Origin of the sequence: Vibrio sp. V30_P3S12P165, assembly GCF_009904905.1 — a bacterium.
Lineage (GTDB): Bacteria > Pseudomonadota > Gammaproteobacteria > Enterobacterales > Vibrionaceae > Vibrio > Vibrio fujianensis.
In genome coordinates this window covers 1-18123 of record NZ_WXWH01000024.1, presented here as the reverse complement: position 1 = coordinate 18123, position 18123 = coordinate 1, and the positions used below count along the sequence as shown (strand labels likewise).

The window sequence follows — 18123 nt, the reverse complement described above, 5'->3', positions numbered from 1 at the left end:
GAACAAAAAGATTCGGTTACAGAAGCAAGAGTGAGACGAACAATGTGGAAATGGCTTCATCCTTATGCCAAGCCTGAAACGGTATATCAGTTATGCGGTAAGTTTCTGCCTTGGTTTACTACCTTAACGTTATTGTGTTTGGTGACAGGTATCGTCTGGGGGCTAGCTTTTGCGCCTTCTGATTATCAACAAGGTAATAGTTTTCGCATCATTTATATCCACGTTCCTTCTGCAATTTGGTCGATGGGAGCTTATCTAGCCATGGCGATGGCTGCTTTTATTGGTCTTGTTTGGCAAATTAGAGTTGCAGATATGGCGGCTTTAGCAATGGCTCCGATTGGGGCTGTATTGACGTTCATTGCTTTGGTTACTGGAGCCATTTGGGGCAAACCTATGTGGGGTGCTTGGTGGGTATGGGATGCGCGTTTGACATCAGAACTTATTTTGCTTTTCCTGTATTTAGGTGTCATTGCACTGTACCAAGCATTTGATGACCCCAAAATGGCGGCAAAAGCTGCGGGTATTCTTGCGATTGTCGGGGTGATCAACCTACCGATTATTCATTTCTCTGTTGAGTGGTGGAACACTTTGCATCAAGGTGCCTCAATCACGAAATTTGCTAAACCATCTATCTCATCAGACATGCTTTGGCCTTTATTGATTTGTATTGTCGGTTTTGCATTTTTCTTTGTCGCGGTCACTTTGATTCGTTTACGCAATGAGATCATTCAACGAGAAAGTCAACGTCCTTGGGTTATTGAGTTAGCCACACAATTACAGGGAGAGAAATAAATGTATTTTAATTCTTGGAGCGAGTTTTTTGCCATGGGAGGTTACGCTGAATATGTGTGGAGTGCGTTTGGTATTACTTTCTTTTCAATGGGTTTTTTGTGGGTGTTGAGTGTGCGAGCCGGGAGAGACCAACTTCAAGATGTGCAAAAGAAAATCAATCGACAGGCTCGTATTGAGGCGGCTAAAAATATGGAGAATACCCTATGAATCCGAGACGAAAGAAGCGGCTTAGTATGATCCTCGCAATTTTGATTGGGTTAGGGATAACAACCGGATTAATCCTCTATGCATTAAGCCAAAACATGGATCTTTTTTATACACCAACAGAACTGGTCAATGGCAAGAAAGGCAAAAAACCAGAAGTGGGTCAACGGTTAAGAATTGGAGGTATGGTGACCGTCGGCTCTGTTTCTCGTGATCCCAATTCACTAAAAGTTAGTTTTTTATTACATGATGTGGGCCCAACGGTCAAAGTGGAATATGAGGGAATTCTTCCCGACCTTTTTCGAGAGGGACAAGGCATTGTTGCACAAGGTGTATTAAAAGATGCCACAACAATAGAAGCCTTTGAAGTGTTAGCTAAGCATGATGAAAACTATATGCCGACCGAAATTGCCGAAGCGCTGCAAAAAAATCATGCACCGTTGATTTATACTGAAGAACAGCAACAAGGAAGCCTGCAATGATTGTCGAAATTGGCCATTTTTCGCTTATCCTTTCTCTGGCTTTTGCTGTTTTATTGAGTATTCTTCCTATGGTGGGGGCGCAATACCATCATCGGCTACTCATGAATAGTGCTCGTCCCCTGTCATGGGGAATGCTGACCATGCTTGCCATATCGTTCATTATTTTATTATGGGCATTTTACGTCAATGATTTCACAGTACTGTATGTCGCGAGCAACTCAAATAGCCAATTGCCTTGGTATTATCGTTTAACTGCAGCTTGGGGAGCGCACGAAGGTTCTTTGCAACTATGGGCGTTGATTCAGGCTGGGTGGACGGTGGCGGTGGCGAGTTTTAGCCGAGGGATGCCACAAGCGTCGGTTGCGCGTGTATTATCGATTATGGGCATGATTACTGTTGGCTTTTTACTGTTTATCATCGTTACTTCCAATCCTTTTATCCGTACCTTGCCACATTTTCCTATTGATGGACGAGACCTTAATCCATTACTACAAGATCCAGGATTAATTGTTCATCCTCCTATCTTATATATGGGTTATGTCGGCTTTTCTGTTGCTTTTTCTTTTGCGATAGCTTCTTTAATGACCGGACGTTTAGATACCGCATGGGCACGTTGGTCCCGCCCTTGGACGACGGCGGCATGGTTATTTTTGACGTTAGGAATTGCTTTAGGTTCATGGTGGGCTTACTACGAACTCGGCTGGGGGGGATGGTGGTTTTGGGATCCAGTAGAAAACGCTTCGTTAATGCCATGGTTAGCCGGAACCGCTTTAATGCACTCTCTTGCGGTTACTGAGAAGCGAGGAATCTTTAAGGCATGGACGGTATTACTCGCTATCTCTGCCTTTTCACTTAGCCTACTAGGAACCTTTTTAGTTCGTTCTGGCATTTTAGTGTCGGTTCATGCGTTCGCGTCTGATCCCGCTCGCGGTATGTTTATTTTAGCTTTTTTAGTCATTGTTATTGGTGGCTCCTTATTGCTATACGCTCTTAAGGGAAGTGCGGTGCGTTCACACGGTGAGTTTGCGCTCGTTTCTCGTGAAAATGCGTTATTAAGCAACAATATTTTATTGATTACCGGATTAGTCGTCGTGCTGATCGGTACACTGCTGCCCTTGATTCATAAGCAACTTGGATTAGGCTCTGTCTCTATCGGAGCCCCTTTTTTTAATACAGTCTTTGCTTGGTTAATGGTGCCTTTTGCTTTCTTCTTAGGGATCAGCCCATTGATTCGGTGGAAGCGTGATTCTTTAGCTAGTCTTGTCAAACCTATGATTATTTCGGCGGGGATCGCTTTGCTGAGCAGTGCCGTCTTGATCCATATTTTGACAGATGAATTTAGACCGATGGCTTATCTCGGATGGGTGATGGCTTTCTGGATCATTAGCTTACATGGGATTGAGTTATATCAACGAGCAACTCATCGACATACTTTTGCTGTGGGCGTGAAAAAACTGTCGCGTAGTCACTGGGCGATGGTACTTGGCCATTTAGGGATGGCGGTGAGTGTAATTGGTATTGCAATGGTGCAAAACTATAGCGTGGAGCGTGATGTGCGGTTAGCCCCAGGTGAACATTTCACCTTAGATTCGTATAACTTCTATTTTAAAGGATTAAGAGATAGAGATGGCCCTAATTATGATGGTTATATTGCTGACTTCGAAATCACCAAAAATGGGCAATACATTAATACATTGCACGCTGAAAAACGTTTTTATCGCACTGCCCGCTCTATGATGACGGAAGCTGCTATTGATCGAGGTATCACTCGAGATCTCTATATTGCGATGGGTGAGCGGTTAGAGGGCCGTGATGCTTGGGCGGTTCGCATTTATCATAAGCCTTTTGTACGGTGGATTTGGGCCGGGGCTTTATTTATGGCTATTGGTGGTGCTTTTGCGATAAGTGATAAACGTTATCGTTTTAGAAAAACCGTACAATTGGGGGGAGACAATGCATAAAAAAGTGCTGTTTATCCCATTATTGGCTTTTCTACTTTTGGTGGCTATTTTTGTTACCCAGTTGATGAAAAATTCAGCAGGAGATAATCCAACCAAACTGGAGTCGGTTTTGATTGGTAAAGTCGTTCCTGAATTTAAATTAGAAGATTTAGCAGAGCCAGGCCGATTGTATGATCAATCGATTTTTATCGGAAAACCGTTATTACTGAATGTCTGGGCCACTTGGTGTCCCACCTGCTATGCCGAACATCAGTACTTAAACCAACTGGCAGATCAAGGGGTGAAAATCATCGGCCTAAATTACAAAGATCAACGTGACAAAGCGGTGACATGGTTAAATGAATTGGGCAACCCCTATTTAATTAGTCTATTTGATGGCAGTGGGATGCTAGGTTTGGATTTGGGCGTTTATGGTGCACCGGAAACGTTTCTGATTGACGCTCATGGAGTCATTCGTTATCGCCATGTTGGTGATGTTAATCCTCATCACTGGAAAAACCAACTTGAGCCTATCTATCAGCAACTTGTGCAGGAGAGTCAGCCATGAGATTGATGCGTTGGGCGACGTTTGCCACATTGTTTCTTTCATTATCTAGCTGGGCTGTGATTGATGTCTATGACTTTGATACACCAGAGCAAGAGAAACAGTTTCATGAGTTGAGCAATACACTGCGGTGTCCCAAATGTCAAAATAACTCAATTGCTGATTCTAATGCGGAGCTCGCTCAGGACTTGCGACAAAAAGTATATGAAATGACAAAGCAAGGTCATGAAAAGCAAACGGTAATCGATTACATGGTCGCTCGCTATGGCAACTTTGTTACCTACAATCCTCCATTGACAGCCAGTACTGCTATTTTGTGGATTGCGCCGCTTTTGGTATTGATGATCGGGTTTAGCGTACTCGTTATGCGCAGCCGAGGTCGTAAGAATCATCCGACTCAGGTCGAAAATTGGGATCAAGAAAAAGAAGCACGCTTGCAAGCATTATTGAAGGATGAAAGCCAAGGAGATAAACAAGCATGACATTATTTTGGCTATCTACACTTATTTTAGTGATCGTAGCAAGCCTCTTTATTGCTATTCCCATGAGCCAACGAACTAATAATAATGATCAACCGTTGCGGGATGAGTTGAATAAAGCCTTTTACAAAGACCGTTTAGCTGAACTTGAGGCGGAAACGCAAGAAGGTTTCGTGGATGATCCACAAGCACTGATTACCGATTTGAAACAGTCATTATTAGATGATGTGCCAAGTCGATCGGAATTAACTCGTGAGTCGATGTCAGCTAAAGGGGCTATCTTTGTTTTGGCAATGCTACTCATGATAACGCTCAGTTATGGATTATATGCAGAGTATGGCTCTTATTCCCAAGTTAAACATTGGCAGCAAGTGAGCGCCAGTTTGCCTGAACTGAGTAAGAAGCTCATGATACCATCACCTCATGGGGTTGAGTTGACCGACCAAGAGATGCAAGATCTCACTTTATCTTTACGGACTCGGTTGCATTATCAAGCGAATGATGCCACTGGGTGGTTATTGCTTGGGCGGATTGGAATGGCCAATCGTGATATGCAAACAGCGATTGGCGCGAGCAAAAAAGCCTATGAACTTGCCCCTAAAGACGGTGATGTTCAGTTCGGTTATGCTCAAGCCTTGATTCTCTCCAATGATGAATGGGAGCAAAATCAAGCAAGAACACTGCTGCTTAAGTTAGCTCAGGCCGATGATGTGGATCTTAGAGTTTTCTCGTTATTAGCTTTTGATGCTTTTGAAAACAGCGACTACACAAAGGCCATTGCCTATTGGCAGCAGATGCAACAGATGATTGGGCCAAATGATACTCGTTATGATATGCTCACGCGTAGTATTGAAAGTGCTCAGCGCAACTTATCTGCAAATCGCTCGCCAGCGCTTTCGGTTAAAGTGACGGTTCGTTTAGCTGATACAGTGATAGTCCCTAAAGATGGTGTGTTAATTGTCTCTATTCATAGTGCCGATGGTGCTTCTATTCCTGTGGCAGCGGCTCGCTACCCATTGAGCCAGTTTCCGGTAACGGTGCTCCTTGATAACAGTAACAGCATGCTACAGGGGCGTGACTTATCTCAATTAGAGAGATTGATTGTTCGAGCACGCTTGGATAACGATGGCAATGTAGCAACCCGAGAAGGGGATTGGTTTGGAGAAAGTACCATCGTTGAAATAGGTGATCCTGTTGATATCACCATTGACACTCAATACCATTGATCCTGTGTTAAGCAAAGCTTAACGTTACCTGATTGCGGTAAATACCGTTTATAGTAGAACAACTCAAGGAGTGATCCTTGTTGCATAAAAGATGGATAACTAACATGCCAAGCCGTTTATCACGGTCTGTGAGCCTTTTTTTTATATTAGTACTTTTTGGGTGTAGCTCTGTACCTCATGACGGCTCAGTTTCTGACTCAAATCCAGAGGATCCTTTTGAAGGGTTTAACCGTACAATGTGGACCCTTAACTACGATTATTTAGATCCCTATATCGTTCGTCCCGTGTCCATTGCGTATGTTGATTATGTGCCTTCACCACTTCGACGTGGTGTTGCTAATTTCTTGTCAAATTTAGATGAACCAGCCAGCATGATTAATAATTTAATCATGGGCAATGGTGAAAAAGCACTCGATCACTTTAACCGTTTTTGGCTCAATAGCACTTTTGGTTTATTAGGTTTGATTGATATCGCCTCTGAAGCCGGAATCAATAAGCACGATGAAAAACAGTTTGGCGATGCAGTCGGTCATTATGGTGTCGGTAATGGCCCTTATGTGATGGTGCCAGGCTACGGCCCTTTTACTGCACGTGAAACCACGGATATGGTTGACGGTTTATATGCCCCTCTTTCTTATTTAAATATTTGGGCAGGCCTTGGTAAATGGGCTATTGAAGGCATGGAAACTCGCGCCGCACTTGTGCAGCAAGAGTCTATGTTAGACAACTCCCCTGATCCTTATGCACTAACCAGAGAAGTGTATTTACAGCGCCGTGATTTCAAAGCAGAAAGAGAAACCAGCGTTTATGATGAGCATGAAGAAGATTACCTTGATGACTATTTAGAGGGGGGGTTTTAATGGATCATTGCATTTTTACTCAGCCAGTACACGAAAGCTTCTTGAGTAACGTTTAAGCAGAGATAACTCGCCCACTAAAATAGTCATTGGCAACGATATATTCGGTATTGCGAATCAGTTCGTCTTGAACTTCAGCCCAATGCGAGTCAGAAGTGTGTTTATCTGACATAGGAACAACACCGCCGACACGAATATTAAACGGTGTGAGTTCCTTTCCCCAAGTTTGAGTTAACCCTGCGACTAATGAGCGCGCCGTATCAATACCTGATTTTTCATCACATTCAGGATAGGAAATAACATTAACAATCACTCCCTTCGTTTGATGCTCGCGCATTCGGATCGTACAGGCTTGCCCGAAAGTAAATAGTGACGATGTGATATCGCCCATTTGTTCGATAAAGTGTTGATTTGTCTTATCATCAATCAATGAGGGAAAGGGAAGTGCAGGCCAGTGATTAATCAATACATCAGGAGCCTTGTTAAATTGTTGAACAATATAAGAAAATAATAGGTCAATACTCACAAAAGAGTGATCGTTTAATGCGTAGTAGTCAATATTTCCTGATAAGCGTTGACAATTTTTCCAGCTTTCAATCAGCTTTGAATGCTGCGTATCGCAAATGATCACGTTCGCCCCTAGACGGGTAAAATGTGTTGCAAGTGTACAGCCAAATAATGAGCTAGCAGACGTGATAACTACAAGCGCCTTATTGATTTCCATGGCTTTTCCCTCATGATCAACCTCAAACTGAAGCCGAATCGTTGATATCCACTAATGTTTATTGCAGGACGATTTTTGTATTAAAAACAGGATAAATAGGTGACATTATCATTTCATCCTATTCAAGTAGCGATTCATTACAGTGATGATTCGGTGTAAAAAGCATGGTTGATAAAAATAAAGTTCAGTGTGAATGATCTCAAATAACCATCGTTCGATAGAAAAATGATGGTTAATCTTTGCTCTATTTCACAGAGTGTAGGGCTGGTACACCATTAGTTTTCATTAATTATGCTTGAGCACGTAGCTGATCTTGTCGCCAAGCGGTATTGAGTTGAGGGTACAAGTCGGTCGTTAGTAAGCTATTTGCTGATGTTGTGGCTAGGTGGCGTCGATCATGTCCAGATAGATTCAAGTAGACCTCTTCCGGAAAGCCTTGAGTCGCTTCAGGTAGATAAGTCAGCGCTTCCGGTTTGAGATAGTGTGAGAGCTTGGCACTTGCTAAGCCGCCGGAGTGAAAGCAATGGGCCTGCTGGGCTGATATCTGATAAGACGAATGATCGTTGCGTAGTGGTTGTAATTCAGGTAGTGAAAATTGCTTACGCAACAGCTGTTCGGTCGTGATTTTTTCTTCGATAGGCTCTACCGGACAGGCATCTCGAACATCATTAGAAAACAAAGCCATGAATAGTGCAAAATCGGCATGACGACCATGTTGAATTGCTTGGTTGATATTCGAACCAATGTGCAGTTCATTAATAATTCCAGCTTTATCTAGCGTATGTACTTGCATTATTTCTCCTCGATGCCTTCCTCATAGCGGCATTAAGAGAAAAAACTTTAATAAAAAAGCCTGCAATGGATGCAGGCTTAACAGCATGATAATAATCAGTAAAGAATTATTTCGCTAGATTTTGAGCGACAAAGTCCCAGTTAACCAAAGCCCAGAAGCCATTCATATAATCTGGACGTAGGTTACGGTAATCAATGTAGTAGGCGTGTTCCCACAAGTCGACCGTCAGTAATGGCGTTACGCCATCTTCCGTGATCGGAGTTGCGGCGTTTGATGTGTTGACAATCGCCAGTGAGCCGTCTGCTTTTTTGACTAACCAAGTCCAAGATGAACCAAAGTTATTGATTGCAGAGTCGGTGAATTTCGCTTTAAATTCTTCAAATGACCCAAAGGCCGCATTAATTGCTTCAGCCACGTCACCACTTGGTTCACCGCCACCATTAGGAGATAAACAGTGCCAGTAGAAAGTGTGGTTCCAGACTTGAGCAGCATTATTAAAGATACCACCGGTTGAGGTTTTGATGATCTCTTCTAGCGTTTTACTTTCAAATTCAGTGCCAGGGATTAAACCATTAAGTTTAACCACATACGTGTTGTGGTGTTTGCCGTAGTGGTAATCTAAGGTTTCTGCTGAAATGTGTGGTTCTAGTGCATCTTTTGCGTATGGTAACGCAGGTAATTCAAATGCCATTGCTCTATTCTCCGTTTTTCGAGGAAAGAAGATATATTGCTGACGAGGTAGGTAAATATTCGAGCACTCGACAGAGCAATATACTTCCTTCGATGGCTTCCAGTATTATTGTATTTCGTCGGTAAGACTGACTTGCTAGCTATTTTAGCAAGTTTTTACTTTATTAACACCCTGTAGTGAAGAAAAATTTATCGTTAACGACTATCTTTGGCCTTGTTGCTCGAAATCCTTAAACATATTGTGCTTTTTATTCTCTCTTAATGATTTAGAATGGAGGCATTCAACTAGCCATCCATCAAGAGGAAGCAATGGAAACCATTGATAAAATCAAACAGCAAATAGCCGAAAACCCGATTCTCCTATATATGAAAGGATCGCCAAAACTACCAAGCTGTGGTTTTTCTTCTCAAGCGGCACAAGCTTTGATGGCTTGTGGTGAAAAATTTGCTTATGTCGATATCTTGCAAAATCCAGATATCCGAGCTGAGCTACCTATTTATGCTCAGTGGCCAACTTTTCCCCAATTATGGGTTGAAGGTGAGTTAATTGGTGGTTGCGATATCATTTTGGAGATGTTTCAAAAAGGTGAATTGCAACCACTGGTTAAAGAAGCAGGCGGACGCACCTCTGACAACAATGAATAATACTGTATAAAATCACAGTTTTTCTTGATTTTATAAGGCCACATTGAGTAATGTGGCCTTACTTTTTTTATTGATTTGATGTTATGAGTCGTTTATTTATTGCTGAAAAGCCCAGCTTAGCGCGAGCGATAGCGGATGCACTGCCTAAGCCTCACAAAAAAGAGCAAGGATTTATCCGTTGTGGTCACGGTGATATCGTGACGTGGTGCATTGGGCATTTATTAGAGCAAGTTGAGCCGGATAGTTATGATGAACGTTATAAAAAATGGAACCTTGCTGACTTGCCCATTATTCCGGAACATTGGCAGCTTAGGCCAAGAAAAAGCGCCAGTAAGCAACTCGCAGTAGTACGTAAATTATTAAAAGAAGCGCAAGACATCATCCATGCAGGCGATCCCGACCGAGAAGGACAGTTACTGGTTGATGAAGTTATTGATTACTGTCACGTTGCTAAACATAAGCAGAAAACCATACAGCGTTTGTTAATTAGTGATCTTAATTTGTCTGCCGTTCAACGAGCGCTCTCTTCAATGCGTAATAATCGTGATTTTATACCTTTATCTGTCTCAGCATTAGCTCGTTCTCGCGCAGATTGGCTGTATGGTATGAACATGTCTCGCGCTTATACGCTATTAGGTCAGAAAGCGGGATACCAAGGTGTTTTATCGGTTGGTCGAGTACAAACGCCGGTACTAGGGCTTGTGGTACGCCGTGATGAAGAGATCGCTCACTTTGAACCCAAAGACTACTTTACTTTGCATGCTTTAATTCCTTATCAACATGGAGAGCATTGCTTTGATATTCGAGCACGATGGCAACCGAGTGAGGCATGTAAACCTTGGCAAGATGAAGAGGGGAGAGTGCTTCATCGTCAGTTGGCTGAAAATGTGGCTAAACGTATCGCAGGACAAGCAGCAAAGGTCATTGAATCTGAACAAAATCAAACCAAACAAGCTGCGCCATTGCCTTACTCCTTATCCGCGTTACAAATTGACGCGGCTAAGCGCTATCAATTCAGTGCGCAGCAGGTGTTGGATACGTGCCAATCTCTTTATGAAAAACACAAGTTGATTACCTATCCACGTTCTGATTGTCGCTATCTTCCTAAAGAGCACTTTGTACAGGCGAAGCAAGTCACCTCGGCGATTGCACATAACCTGAATGAGCTGCATCCTGCTGTGCAGGGGGCGGATTTATCTCGTCAATCGAAAGCATGGAATGATAAAAAAGTTGATGCGCATCATGCCATTATTCCAACGCCGAAAATGGCCCCGCTAAATGGACTGTCGGTAGCTGAACAACATATCTATGGCTTAATTGCTCGACAATACCTTATCCAGTTTTATCCTCCCGCTGTGTATGCGGAAGCAAAATTAGAGTTTGATATTGCGGGAGGGAAATTTATAGCGAAAGGACGTCAGTTAATCACAGCAGGTTGGAAATCGTTAATCGGCCAAAGCGCTTCACAAGATGAAGGAATCGATAACGTGCCCCCTCTCACGGTTGGCCAAACCTTGACTTGTCGAGAAGGAGAAATTAAGGCATGCAAAACTGAGCCCCCGCGCTATTTTACTGAGGCGACATTACTACAAGCTATGACGGGCATCGCTCGATTTGTCGAAGACAAAGAGCTAAAAAAAATTCTTCGCGATACGGATGGATTAGGCACTGAAGCCACTCGAGCTGGTATTTTGGACACGCTATTTAAACGGCAACTATTACAGCGTGAAGGTAAGCTAATTAAAAGTACCCAAGCTGGAAAAGGGCTTATACATGCTCTTCCTCTGCAAGCGACTTATCCTGATATGACAGCACAGTGGGAGCACCAACTTCAAGCTATGGCTGAACGAGATCAGGCTTATCACCCTTTTATGCAAGATCTTGAATTACAAATCACCGAGTGGATGAAACAAATCAAGCACAACCCTATCCCTTCATCTTTAAGTGCATTGCCTCAAGTACGTCGTACGCGATTGTTTAAATCCAAGAGTCGATCAAGTAAGAGAAAAACGCCTATCTCTCACCAGAAATAACGGTGTTTAACAATAGATTGTGGGAAATGCAAAAGGCTTTGTTGCTAAAAAGTTAGAATAAACACACAGAAAAAAACTAATAATGTTGCATAACCTGAAGGGGTTTCCCATAGTTAGGTGAGTGAGTTCTGGAGCAATATCACAGAGAGCTCCTAATGAATATAGCCACCACATATAGTAGAGGCAAAAATGCCCGTGATCACGTTTGTGCTAGGAAAATACTATGCTAAAAATACTGAGAGTGCTCAACGTACGTAAAAAAATATTAGTTATTGAAATTATTTCGCTGCTAACTATCGCTCTGATCAGCCTCTATGGGGTCAGTAAACTGAGAGAAATGGCTTACCAAGAGCGCCAGCAGAGCATACAAAATCAAGTCGAATCGGTTGTCAGTTTAGTCGATTACTATGCACAACTCTCGGGCCAATTAGGACAAGAACAAGCAAAAAAACAAGCAACCGAAGCGATCAAAGCGTTACGCTATGATGGTGATAACTATTTCTGGATTATGACACCCAATGCTCGTTTAGTGTTACATCCTTTACGACCTGAAGCCGTTAATCAAGATATGAGCCAGGTTCGAGATGGAGCGGGACGCTTCCACTGGCAACAGATGGCGCAAACGGTTCAGCGTCAAGGCGCTGGATTTGTTGAATACACACTGGTGTCGCCTCAAGGAAAAGTTGAGGATAAAATTTCTTATGTCGCCAAAACCAACCAGTGGAATTGGATTATTGGCTCAGGGGTTATTGTGTATGATATTAATCAAACCGTTTATCAGAGCTCTTTATTCTACCTAGGGTTTGCCTTACTGGGGCTGCTGATCACCCTGATATTTTCTAGCATGATCGGCAAAAATATTACTGACCCATTAGCTCTATTTGTAACAAAAGTAAAACGGGCAGCAGAAGGAGACATGACGGTGCGATTTCATCCGAAAGGGCGCGATGAAATTGCCAGTTTAGGCCATTCAATCAACACCATGATCGAACATACCCATCAAGCCTTATTAACAGCGAAACAGTCGGCGATGAATACGGCACAAATGGCAACGAGCATTGCTTCAGCCAGTGAAGAAACCGCAACTAGCACCCAGTCGCAACGTATGCAATTGGAGCAACTCGCGACAGCGATGAATGAGATGAATGCGACCATTCGTGATGTAGCACAAAATGCCGAACACACAGCCGCTTCAACGGATGATGTTTCTCATCAAGCACAAAGTTGTAGCCAGATGATGGATAGTACGGAACAAAATATTGAACAGCTGTCGCAAGAAGTGTCAGAAACAGACCAACTAGTTGAAGCATTACGTAATGATGTCACTGGTATTAATGAAATTGTCGATGTGATTCAGGCGATTTCTGAGCAAACCAACCTATTGGCATTGAACGCTGCGATTGAAGCCGCGCGTGCAGGAGATCAAGGAAGAGGCTTTGCCGTGGTTGCCGATGAAGTCCGTCATTTAGCGGGAAGGACACAGCAGTCGACTCACCAAATCCAGCAAACCATCGAATCGTTGATTGTGCGTGCTGACAGCGCATCACAAGCGATGAAACAGTGCCATACTCGGGTGACAGAAAATGTTCAGACAGCAACAGAAACCAAAGAAATGCTCAATAAAATGGTGGCTGAATTAACTCGAGCGAATGATCGTGTGACACAAATAGCGGCCGCAGCGGAGCAACAAGACACGGTGGCTGAAGAGATGAACCACAATGTTAGTCATATTAACCTTTCAGCCGATCAAATTAGTCAATCAGCACAAGATTTAGCGTTACAAAGTCAACAACTTGCGGATAGCTCCAATCAATTGGATCAACAATTACAACACTTTAATGTGTGAGGCGTTCATCTATTTACAATCTAACCGATAAAAAAGAGTCCCTGTTGGGCTCTTTTTTATCGGTTGTCGTTGAATCGATAAGCACGAAAGGTCAACAGACCCTAATAAATATGAAAATAAACCGAGATTCCTATGATTGAACGCTTATTTGAGAAAACGCGCTTTTTAGTCCTCGCCGTCGTGGTGGTTAGTTTTTGTGCTGCAATTATTTTGTACTGCACCATAGTAATGATTATGTTTGGAGTGGTGATGGATATTTTTAATTCTATTCACTTTAGTGAAACGGGGGGAAAGCTTTTAGTTGTTAAGCTTTTAAAAATTCTAGATATTTCTTTAATTGCTATCACATTTCAACTGATTTCTGTTGGCCTATATCGATTGTTTATCCGTCCCTCGGCTTTAGAAAATAGTGCATTTTTGAGCGCACTCACGATCAAGAATTTTCATGATTTAAAAATCACCTTATTACAAGTTTCTGTGGTGATTATGGTTATTCTGTTTTTAGAGCACTTAGTTGAAGTGGGGGCGAGCATTGAAACGCTTTATCTCGGAGCTGGAATTAGCCTAGTGATTTTTTCTGCGATCGGAGCGTGGAAAATGATGAGGTAAGGGCTGAGTGATGGATCACAACTGTAAGCAAATCATGTGTATTTTAGTTACGACAGCAACAATACTCTAAATTAGTATTAATTAATAACATTGGGGGATAGGATGAAACCAAAAGTACATGAGTTTTTCGATCCAAACACTTTTACTTATAGCTACCTTGTCATTGATCCGAGTTCTCAACATTGTGCTGTGGTGGATGCTGTTCTGGATTATGATCCAGCTTCTGGGCGCACATCATATCAGTCTGCGGATAAATTGATTGCGTTTATAAAGCAGCACCAGTTGTCCGTCGAGTGGATTTTAGAAACCCACGTCCATGCTGATCACCTCAGTGCGGCACCATACATTAAACAACAGGTCGGGGGTACTTTAGCGATTGGGAAAAATATTACCATCGTACAAAACACGTTTGGTAAGCTATTTAACGTAGGTTCAGACTTTTGTATGGACGGTAGCCAATTTGATCACCTATTTGCTGATCAGGAAAGATTCACCTTAGGCTCGATAACCGCTATCGTTATCCATACCCCAGGGCATACCCCGGCCTGTATGACTTATGTCATTGGTGATAGTGCCTTTGTGGGCGACACATTATTTATGCCAGATTATGGAACGGCACGTTGTGATTTCCCCGGCGGTGACGCTCAAACGTTGTACCAGTCGATTCAAAATCTCTTTACTCTACCCGATCAAACCCGAGTTTTTATGTGTCATGATTATAAAGCTCCTGGACGGGAGGATTTCCAATTTCAAACCACAATAGGTGAAGAACGTTTGCATAATATTCATGTTAAACAAGGTATCAGTGAACAACAGTTTGTAGCGATGCGGCAAGCTCGAGATGCGACACTAACAATGCCGACCCTTATTCTGCCCTCTGTACAAGTGAATATGAGAGCAGGCGCTTTACCATCCGCTGAAGCCAATGGGATTCAATACCTTAAAATTCCATTGAATGCCATTTAATGGCTAAGGACTAGGCTTATGCTGACATTGATTTCGTTAACTGATCAAGTGGCTGTTGCGCCACAAATATCACCGATAGACATGCAAGACATTGCAAGGTTAGGCTTTAAATCCGTGATCAACAATCGACCAGATGAAGAAGAAGTTGGCCAACCTTTAAATCGGAAGATTGAGCAAGAAGCAAGAAAATACCAACTGAACTATTATCATCAACCTGTTATCTCTGGCCAGATCACCGCTCAACAAGTCGAGATGTTTACCGATTTATTAGCACAATGCCCTAAGCCTGTGTTGGCTTTTTGTCGTACAGGTACCCGTTGTTGTATGTTGTGGTGTATGAGCAGTGAAGATGAGATGACTCTGGCAGAGCGCGTCGCTTATGCAAAAGAAAAAGGTTTTAATTTCAGTTCATTACTTGAAAAAGATCAGTAAATATAGAGCACTATCTTAGTGCTGGCGAACAAAAAGCTGTGGCTGCAAACCACAGCGATGCAGGTTTACTGTACTATACCCTTCCTACTTGAAGCTGCAGGGGGGGTGGCTACCTTCTTTCACCCCAATCACATAGCCTGTCTATGCTCATGGGGATTCACTCACTTGCCGCCTACCTGCAACTCCAAGTTGTTTGGGTATATCTCGTATCTTAATTTCTTCTCTACTTGTTTCTTTGAAGGTTATTTAACGCTAAATTGCCTCACTAATCGTTGTAAACTTTCGAGACGATTGACTAGCGCATCGGTTCTCGTCACCGAAGAGGAAGACAATAACTGCGTTGATTGAATCGCCTCTTTCATTCTGAAAACATGTTCGTTCATCGCTTGAGTTACTTGTACTTGCTCAGAAATCGCTTGTGAGGTTTGTGCACTTTGCTCACCAATCGAAGTTAGATCGCCGACAATCGCTGCAAAAGACGCTTTACTTTGCTGCGATTTAATCACGCATTGTTCAGAAGATTGGATACCATTATTCATTAAGTTGCCAGTTTGATTCACGGCGGTTTGTAATCGTTCTATTTTTTTATGAATCTCTTCAACAGAACAACTGGTTTTACTAGAAAGGGCGCGAACTTCATCAGCCACCACCGCAAAGCCACGCCCATGTTCGCCAGCTCGAGCCGCTTCAATCGCGGCATTCAAGGCGAGTAAATTAGTTTGTTCTGCAATACCTTGAATCATTTCAAGAATGATTTCAATGCCGTTGACATCCGTATAAAGTTGTTCCAAAGCAGCTTTCGATTGATCCAAATGATGGCTCAGTTCACGAACGGTCTCTACCGCTTCATCAATGGTTTGTTCACCTTCACGGGCTTTTGTGCGCGCATGGTTTACAAACTCTGCACTATGCCTGGCTTGCTCAGCCACTTCATCAATTGAGGCCAGCATCTCTTCAGCTGAAACCGCCATGGCATCTGTGGCGATATTTTGCTCACTCAGTTCACGATCAATGGATTGGCAGTTGAGCATCTCTTCATTCGCTGATTGAAGCAGTGCCGTCGCGGTTTCATTAGCGCGAGCTGTCGCTGCCCTTAACTCGGCTCGCTTCATTAATAATGTCAGTTCAATCCGTGATACATCATCACAATAACCTGTATATGGTTGTTCCATCAAAGGGTTATCGTAGTCCTGTTTTGCTAATCCATTAATTACCTTTAGACGTTTGTGAAGGGTAAACAAGAGTGCGAATTGCAATAGCGAGAGAGATATCAATGTACTAAACAGTATCGTGTCAGAGATCGGTAGAATGCTAAAAGCCGCAATCATGATCAGTTCTGCAGCCACTACCCCTAAAGAGAGTGTCATCCATTTCATGCGGCGTATGGCGACTTTTCCATGGTGAAGTTTGGCGTACAGCGAATGCGCTCGCGAAATTTGTGCATCCGTAGGCTGGGTTCTAACGGATTGATATTCAAAGACGTTCCCGGCTTCATCAAAGATGGGGGTAACAAAAGCAGATACCCAATAATGTCCTGAATCTTTACATTTATTTTTAACTAACCCCATCCAGCTTTTGCCAGATCGAATGTATTCCCATAGCTGGCCAAAAGCCGCTTTAGGCATATCGGCATGCCGCACAACATTGTGAGGATGGTTAACTAGTTCGTCTGGTTGATAACCCGACACCTTACAAAAATCATCATTACAATGAGTAATATAACTGTCAGGAGTTGTAGTGGATATCAGGTTATCCTTGTCTGAAAATCGAACTCTTTTATCTGTCATACACGTCTCTTATTTAATCCATTGATCAGCGTTCTATCAGTTATCAATGCTACCTAATCGATAACTTAATCAACAAAGATGACTACATTACCAGACATTAGTTACAACAGTTTGATATGTATCATTAAGTGCTGCTGAAATGATGCATAATAAAACCTTGGCAGATAAAGTGAGGGTTAATTCGTTAATTTTCTTTTCACTTTCTTGGAACTATTTTTTCATCAGTTTCGCTAAGTCAGCAAAGGGATTATAGGTTGCGCTTTTATGCTCGTCTAATCGTGCGACGGGATCAACGCCATAACGCTCATGTTCTGTGTATTTTGAATGTTCATGATCATGACAATATAAACATAATAGCTCCCAGTTACTGCCATCTTCAGGATTATTTGTGTGATCGTGGTCTTTATGGTGGACGGTTAATTCTCGCAAATTTGAATACACAAATTCACGGGCACATTTACCACACACCCATGGATAAAGTTTTAGCGCTTTCTCGCGGTAGCCGCTCTCTTTACGGGCATATTCGGCACTTGAGCCATAAAAATCGGATGACATTGTATTTCCAGTCAGTAGTTAAAGATATCAATATTAAAGACGAAAATGACTAAATTAGCAAAGACTACAGAGGAAAAGAACACCTATATCATATACCCAAACCACTTGGAGTTACAGGTTGGAGCAAGTGAGTTTTCATGAGCATAAACAGACAAGGTGATTGAGGTGAACGAACGTAGCTAACATTGCTGCAAAAATTAGCTCGAAAGGTCAACAGACCCTAGCGCTAAGATAATAAAAAGGCCACCGTTAAGGTCGCCTTGATTTACGTTAGTTGATTTGCACTTAAGCCGTTATTCTTTCAGAGAGTAAGTTTGATTTTTCAACTTCCTCTGCAAGTTCGTTTATACAAAAATTGATGTAGTAAATGTTAAAAAAGAAGGTATAAAACGAGCTTCATCGAATAATCTATTTTATGATCATTTAACATCATTTTTTGCAAGGCCTTTTTGGCTTTAAAAGCCCAAACAATATAAAAAATGCTAGATATAATACATG

At 42.5% G+C, this 18123-nt stretch carries 19 protein-coding genes; 14 read left to right on the top strand and 5 right to left on the bottom strand.

The genetic code is table 11. From position 1 onward, the window contains the following. Positions 1 to 42 precede the first annotated feature (42 nt). The 8 genes from CAG57_RS05185 (at position 43) to CAG57_RS05150 (ending at position 6548) form a co-directional block, all read left to right on the top strand. The gene (locus CAG57_RS05185) at positions 43 to 792 is read left to right on the top strand and encodes a heme ABC transporter permease (protein WP_099611462.1); all 750 of its coding nucleotides are present in this window, start codon (positions 43 to 45) and stop codon (positions 790 to 792) included. Then, on the top strand, positions 793 to 999 hold the full coding sequence (gene ccmD / locus CAG57_RS05180) for a heme exporter protein CcmD (RefSeq protein ID WP_161427350.1): 207 nt from the start codon (positions 793 to 795) through the stop codon (positions 997 to 999). Next, a complete protein-coding gene (ccmE, locus tag CAG57_RS05175; protein WP_099611461.1) occupies positions 996 to 1478 on the top strand; it encodes a cytochrome c maturation protein CcmE in 483 nt (160 codons plus the stop codon). Before ccmD ends, ccmE begins: the two co-directional genes overlap by 4 nt. Next, positions 1475 to 3439 carry a heme lyase CcmF/NrfE family subunit gene (locus CAG57_RS05170; protein ID WP_161427137.1) on the top strand — a complete coding sequence of 655 codons (1965 nt, stop codon included), beginning with the start codon at positions 1475 to 1477 and terminating at the stop codon, positions 3437 to 3439. Before ccmE ends, CAG57_RS05170 begins: the two co-directional genes overlap by 4 nt. Next, positions 3432 to 3986 (top strand): DsbE family thiol:disulfide interchange protein, encoded by a 555-nt coding sequence (locus CAG57_RS05165; protein WP_161427138.1) that lies wholly within the window; start codon positions 3432 to 3434, stop codon positions 3984 to 3986. Before CAG57_RS05170 ends, CAG57_RS05165 begins: the two co-directional genes overlap by 8 nt. Next, positions 3983 to 4465, top strand: coding sequence for a cytochrome c-type biogenesis protein (locus tag CAG57_RS05160; protein WP_099611458.1), 483 nt, complete (start codon positions 3983 to 3985; stop codon positions 4463 to 4465). The genes CAG57_RS05165 and CAG57_RS05160 overlap by 4 nt, the downstream gene beginning before the upstream one ends. Beyond that, on the top strand, positions 4462 to 5688 hold the full coding sequence (gene ccmI, locus CAG57_RS05155) for a c-type cytochrome biogenesis protein CcmI (protein ID WP_161427139.1): 1227 nt from the start codon (positions 4462 to 4464) through the stop codon (positions 5686 to 5688). Before CAG57_RS05160 ends, ccmI begins: the two co-directional genes overlap by 4 nt. Positions 5689 to 5792: 104 nt before the next feature. Further along, positions 5793 to 6548, top strand: coding sequence for an MlaA family lipoprotein (locus tag CAG57_RS05150; RefSeq protein ID WP_161427140.1), 756 nt, complete (start codon positions 5793 to 5795; stop codon positions 6546 to 6548). A gap of 52 nt (positions 6549 to 6600) precedes the next feature. On the opposite strand, the gene CAG57_RS05145 is transcribed toward CAG57_RS05150, so the two are convergent. The 3 genes from CAG57_RS05145 to sodB form a co-directional block, all read right to left on the bottom strand. Further along, on the bottom strand, positions 6601 to 7269 hold the full coding sequence (locus CAG57_RS05145; protein ID WP_161427141.1) for an SDR family oxidoreductase: 669 nt from the start codon (positions 7267 to 7269) through the stop codon (positions 6601 to 6603). 289 nt (positions 7270 to 7558) lie between these two features. Beyond that, entirely contained in the window at positions 7559 to 8062 is a 504-nt protein-coding gene (locus CAG57_RS05140; RefSeq protein ID WP_161427142.1) for a VC2046/SO_2500 family protein, read from the bottom strand. Positions 8063 to 8168: 106 nt separating this feature from the next. Beyond that, positions 8169 to 8753 (bottom strand): superoxide dismutase [Fe], encoded by a 585-nt coding sequence (gene sodB, locus CAG57_RS05135; protein ID WP_161427143.1) that lies wholly within the window; start codon positions 8751 to 8753, stop codon positions 8169 to 8171. A 308-nt stretch (positions 8754 to 9061) separates the two neighbouring features. Between sodB and CAG57_RS05130 the strand changes: the two genes are divergently transcribed. The 6 genes from CAG57_RS05130 (at position 9062) to CAG57_RS05105 (ending at position 15283) form a co-directional block, all read left to right on the top strand. Continuing rightward, positions 9062 to 9397, top strand: a complete 336-nt coding sequence (locus CAG57_RS05130; protein WP_161427144.1) for a Grx4 family monothiol glutaredoxin — start codon at positions 9062 to 9064, stop codon at positions 9395 to 9397. Positions 9398 to 9480: 83 nt separating this feature from the next. Beyond that, entirely contained in the window at positions 9481 to 11430 is a 1950-nt protein-coding gene (locus CAG57_RS05125) for a DNA topoisomerase III (RefSeq protein WP_161427145.1), read from the top strand. A gap of 223 nt (positions 11431 to 11653) precedes the next feature. Next, the gene (locus tag CAG57_RS05120) at positions 11654 to 13276 is read left to right on the top strand and encodes a methyl-accepting chemotaxis protein (protein WP_099611450.1); all 1623 of its coding nucleotides are present in this window, start codon (positions 11654 to 11656) and stop codon (positions 13274 to 13276) included. Positions 13277 to 13408: 132 nt separating this feature from the next. Then, positions 13409 to 13885, top strand: coding sequence for a YqhA family protein (locus CAG57_RS05115; protein ID WP_099611449.1), 477 nt, complete (start codon positions 13409 to 13411; stop codon positions 13883 to 13885). Positions 13886 to 13987: 102 nt separating this feature from the next. Beyond that, a complete protein-coding gene (locus CAG57_RS05110; RefSeq protein WP_161427134.1) occupies positions 13988 to 14851 on the top strand; it encodes an MBL fold metallo-hydrolase in 864 nt (287 codons plus the stop codon). An 18-nt stretch (positions 14852 to 14869) separates the two neighbouring features. After that, positions 14870 to 15283: a TIGR01244 family sulfur transferase gene (locus tag CAG57_RS05105; RefSeq protein ID WP_099611447.1), complete on the top strand. Its 414-nt coding sequence runs from the start codon at positions 14870 to 14872 to the stop codon at positions 15281 to 15283. A 242-nt stretch (positions 15284 to 15525) separates the two neighbouring features. Here the strand turns inward: CAG57_RS05105 and CAG57_RS05100 are convergent, their stop codons facing one another. Further along, positions 15526 to 17070, bottom strand: coding sequence for a methyl-accepting chemotaxis protein (locus tag CAG57_RS05100; protein ID WP_161427133.1), 1545 nt, complete (start codon positions 17068 to 17070; stop codon positions 15526 to 15528). A 210-nt stretch (positions 17071 to 17280) separates the two neighbouring features. Next, positions 17281 to 17625 carry a YajD family HNH nuclease gene (locus CAG57_RS05095; protein WP_099611444.1) on the bottom strand — a complete coding sequence of 115 codons (345 nt, stop codon included), beginning with the start codon at positions 17623 to 17625 and terminating at the stop codon, positions 17281 to 17283. Between the last annotated feature and the right edge of the window lie 498 nt (positions 17626 to 18123).

Coding starts and splice junctions, on each gene's coding strand:
- CAG57_RS05185 (WP_099611462.1), top strand. CDS start 43: ATGTGGAAATGGCTTCATCCTTATGCCAAGCCTGAAACGGTATATCAG.
- ccmI (WP_161427139.1), top strand. CDS start 4,462: ATGACATTATTTTGGCTATCTACACTTATTTTAGTGATCGTAGCAAGC.
- ccmE (WP_099611461.1), top strand. CDS start 996: ATGAATCCGAGACGAAAGAAGCGGCTTAGTATGATCCTCGCAATTTTG.
- sodB (WP_161427143.1), bottom strand. CDS start 8,753: ATGGCATTTGAATTACCTGCGTTACCATACGCAAAAGATGCACTAGAA.
- CAG57_RS05125 (WP_161427145.1), top strand. CDS start 9,481: ATGAGTCGTTTATTTATTGCTGAAAAGCCCAGCTTAGCGCGAGCGATA.
- ccmD (WP_161427350.1), top strand. CDS start 793: ATGTATTTTAATTCTTGGAGCGAGTTTTTTGCCATGGGAGGTTACGCT.
- CAG57_RS05165 (WP_161427138.1), top strand. CDS start 3,432: ATGCATAAAAAAGTGCTGTTTATCCCATTATTGGCTTTTCTACTTTTG.
- CAG57_RS05150 (WP_161427140.1), top strand. CDS start 5,793: ATGCCAAGCCGTTTATCACGGTCTGTGAGCCTTTTTTTTATATTAGTA.
- CAG57_RS05170 (WP_161427137.1), top strand. CDS start 1,475: ATGATTGTCGAAATTGGCCATTTTTCGCTTATCCTTTCTCTGGCTTTT.
- CAG57_RS05105 (WP_099611447.1), top strand. CDS start 14,870: ATGCTGACATTGATTTCGTTAACTGATCAAGTGGCTGTTGCGCCACAA.
- CAG57_RS05100 (WP_161427133.1), bottom strand. CDS start 17,070: ATGACAGATAAAAGAGTTCGATTTTCAGACAAGGATAACCTGATATCC.
- CAG57_RS05120 (WP_099611450.1), top strand. CDS start 11,654: ATGCTAAAAATACTGAGAGTGCTCAACGTACGTAAAAAAATATTAGTT.
- CAG57_RS05140 (WP_161427142.1), bottom strand. CDS start 8,062: ATGCAAGTACATACGCTAGATAAAGCTGGAATTATTAATGAACTGCAC.
- CAG57_RS05145 (WP_161427141.1), bottom strand. CDS start 7,269: ATGGAAATCAATAAGGCGCTTGTAGTTATCACGTCTGCTAGCTCATTA.
- CAG57_RS05160 (WP_099611458.1), top strand. CDS start 3,983: ATGAGATTGATGCGTTGGGCGACGTTTGCCACATTGTTTCTTTCATTA.
- CAG57_RS05130 (WP_161427144.1), top strand. CDS start 9,062: ATGGAAACCATTGATAAAATCAAACAGCAAATAGCCGAAAACCCGATT.
- CAG57_RS05095 (WP_099611444.1), bottom strand. CDS start 17,625: ATGTCATCCGATTTTTATGGCTCAAGTGCCGAATATGCCCGTAAAGAG.
- CAG57_RS05115 (WP_099611449.1), top strand. CDS start 13,409: ATGATTGAACGCTTATTTGAGAAAACGCGCTTTTTAGTCCTCGCCGTC.
- CAG57_RS05110 (WP_161427134.1), top strand. CDS start 13,988: ATGAAACCAAAAGTACATGAGTTTTTCGATCCAAACACTTTTACTTAT.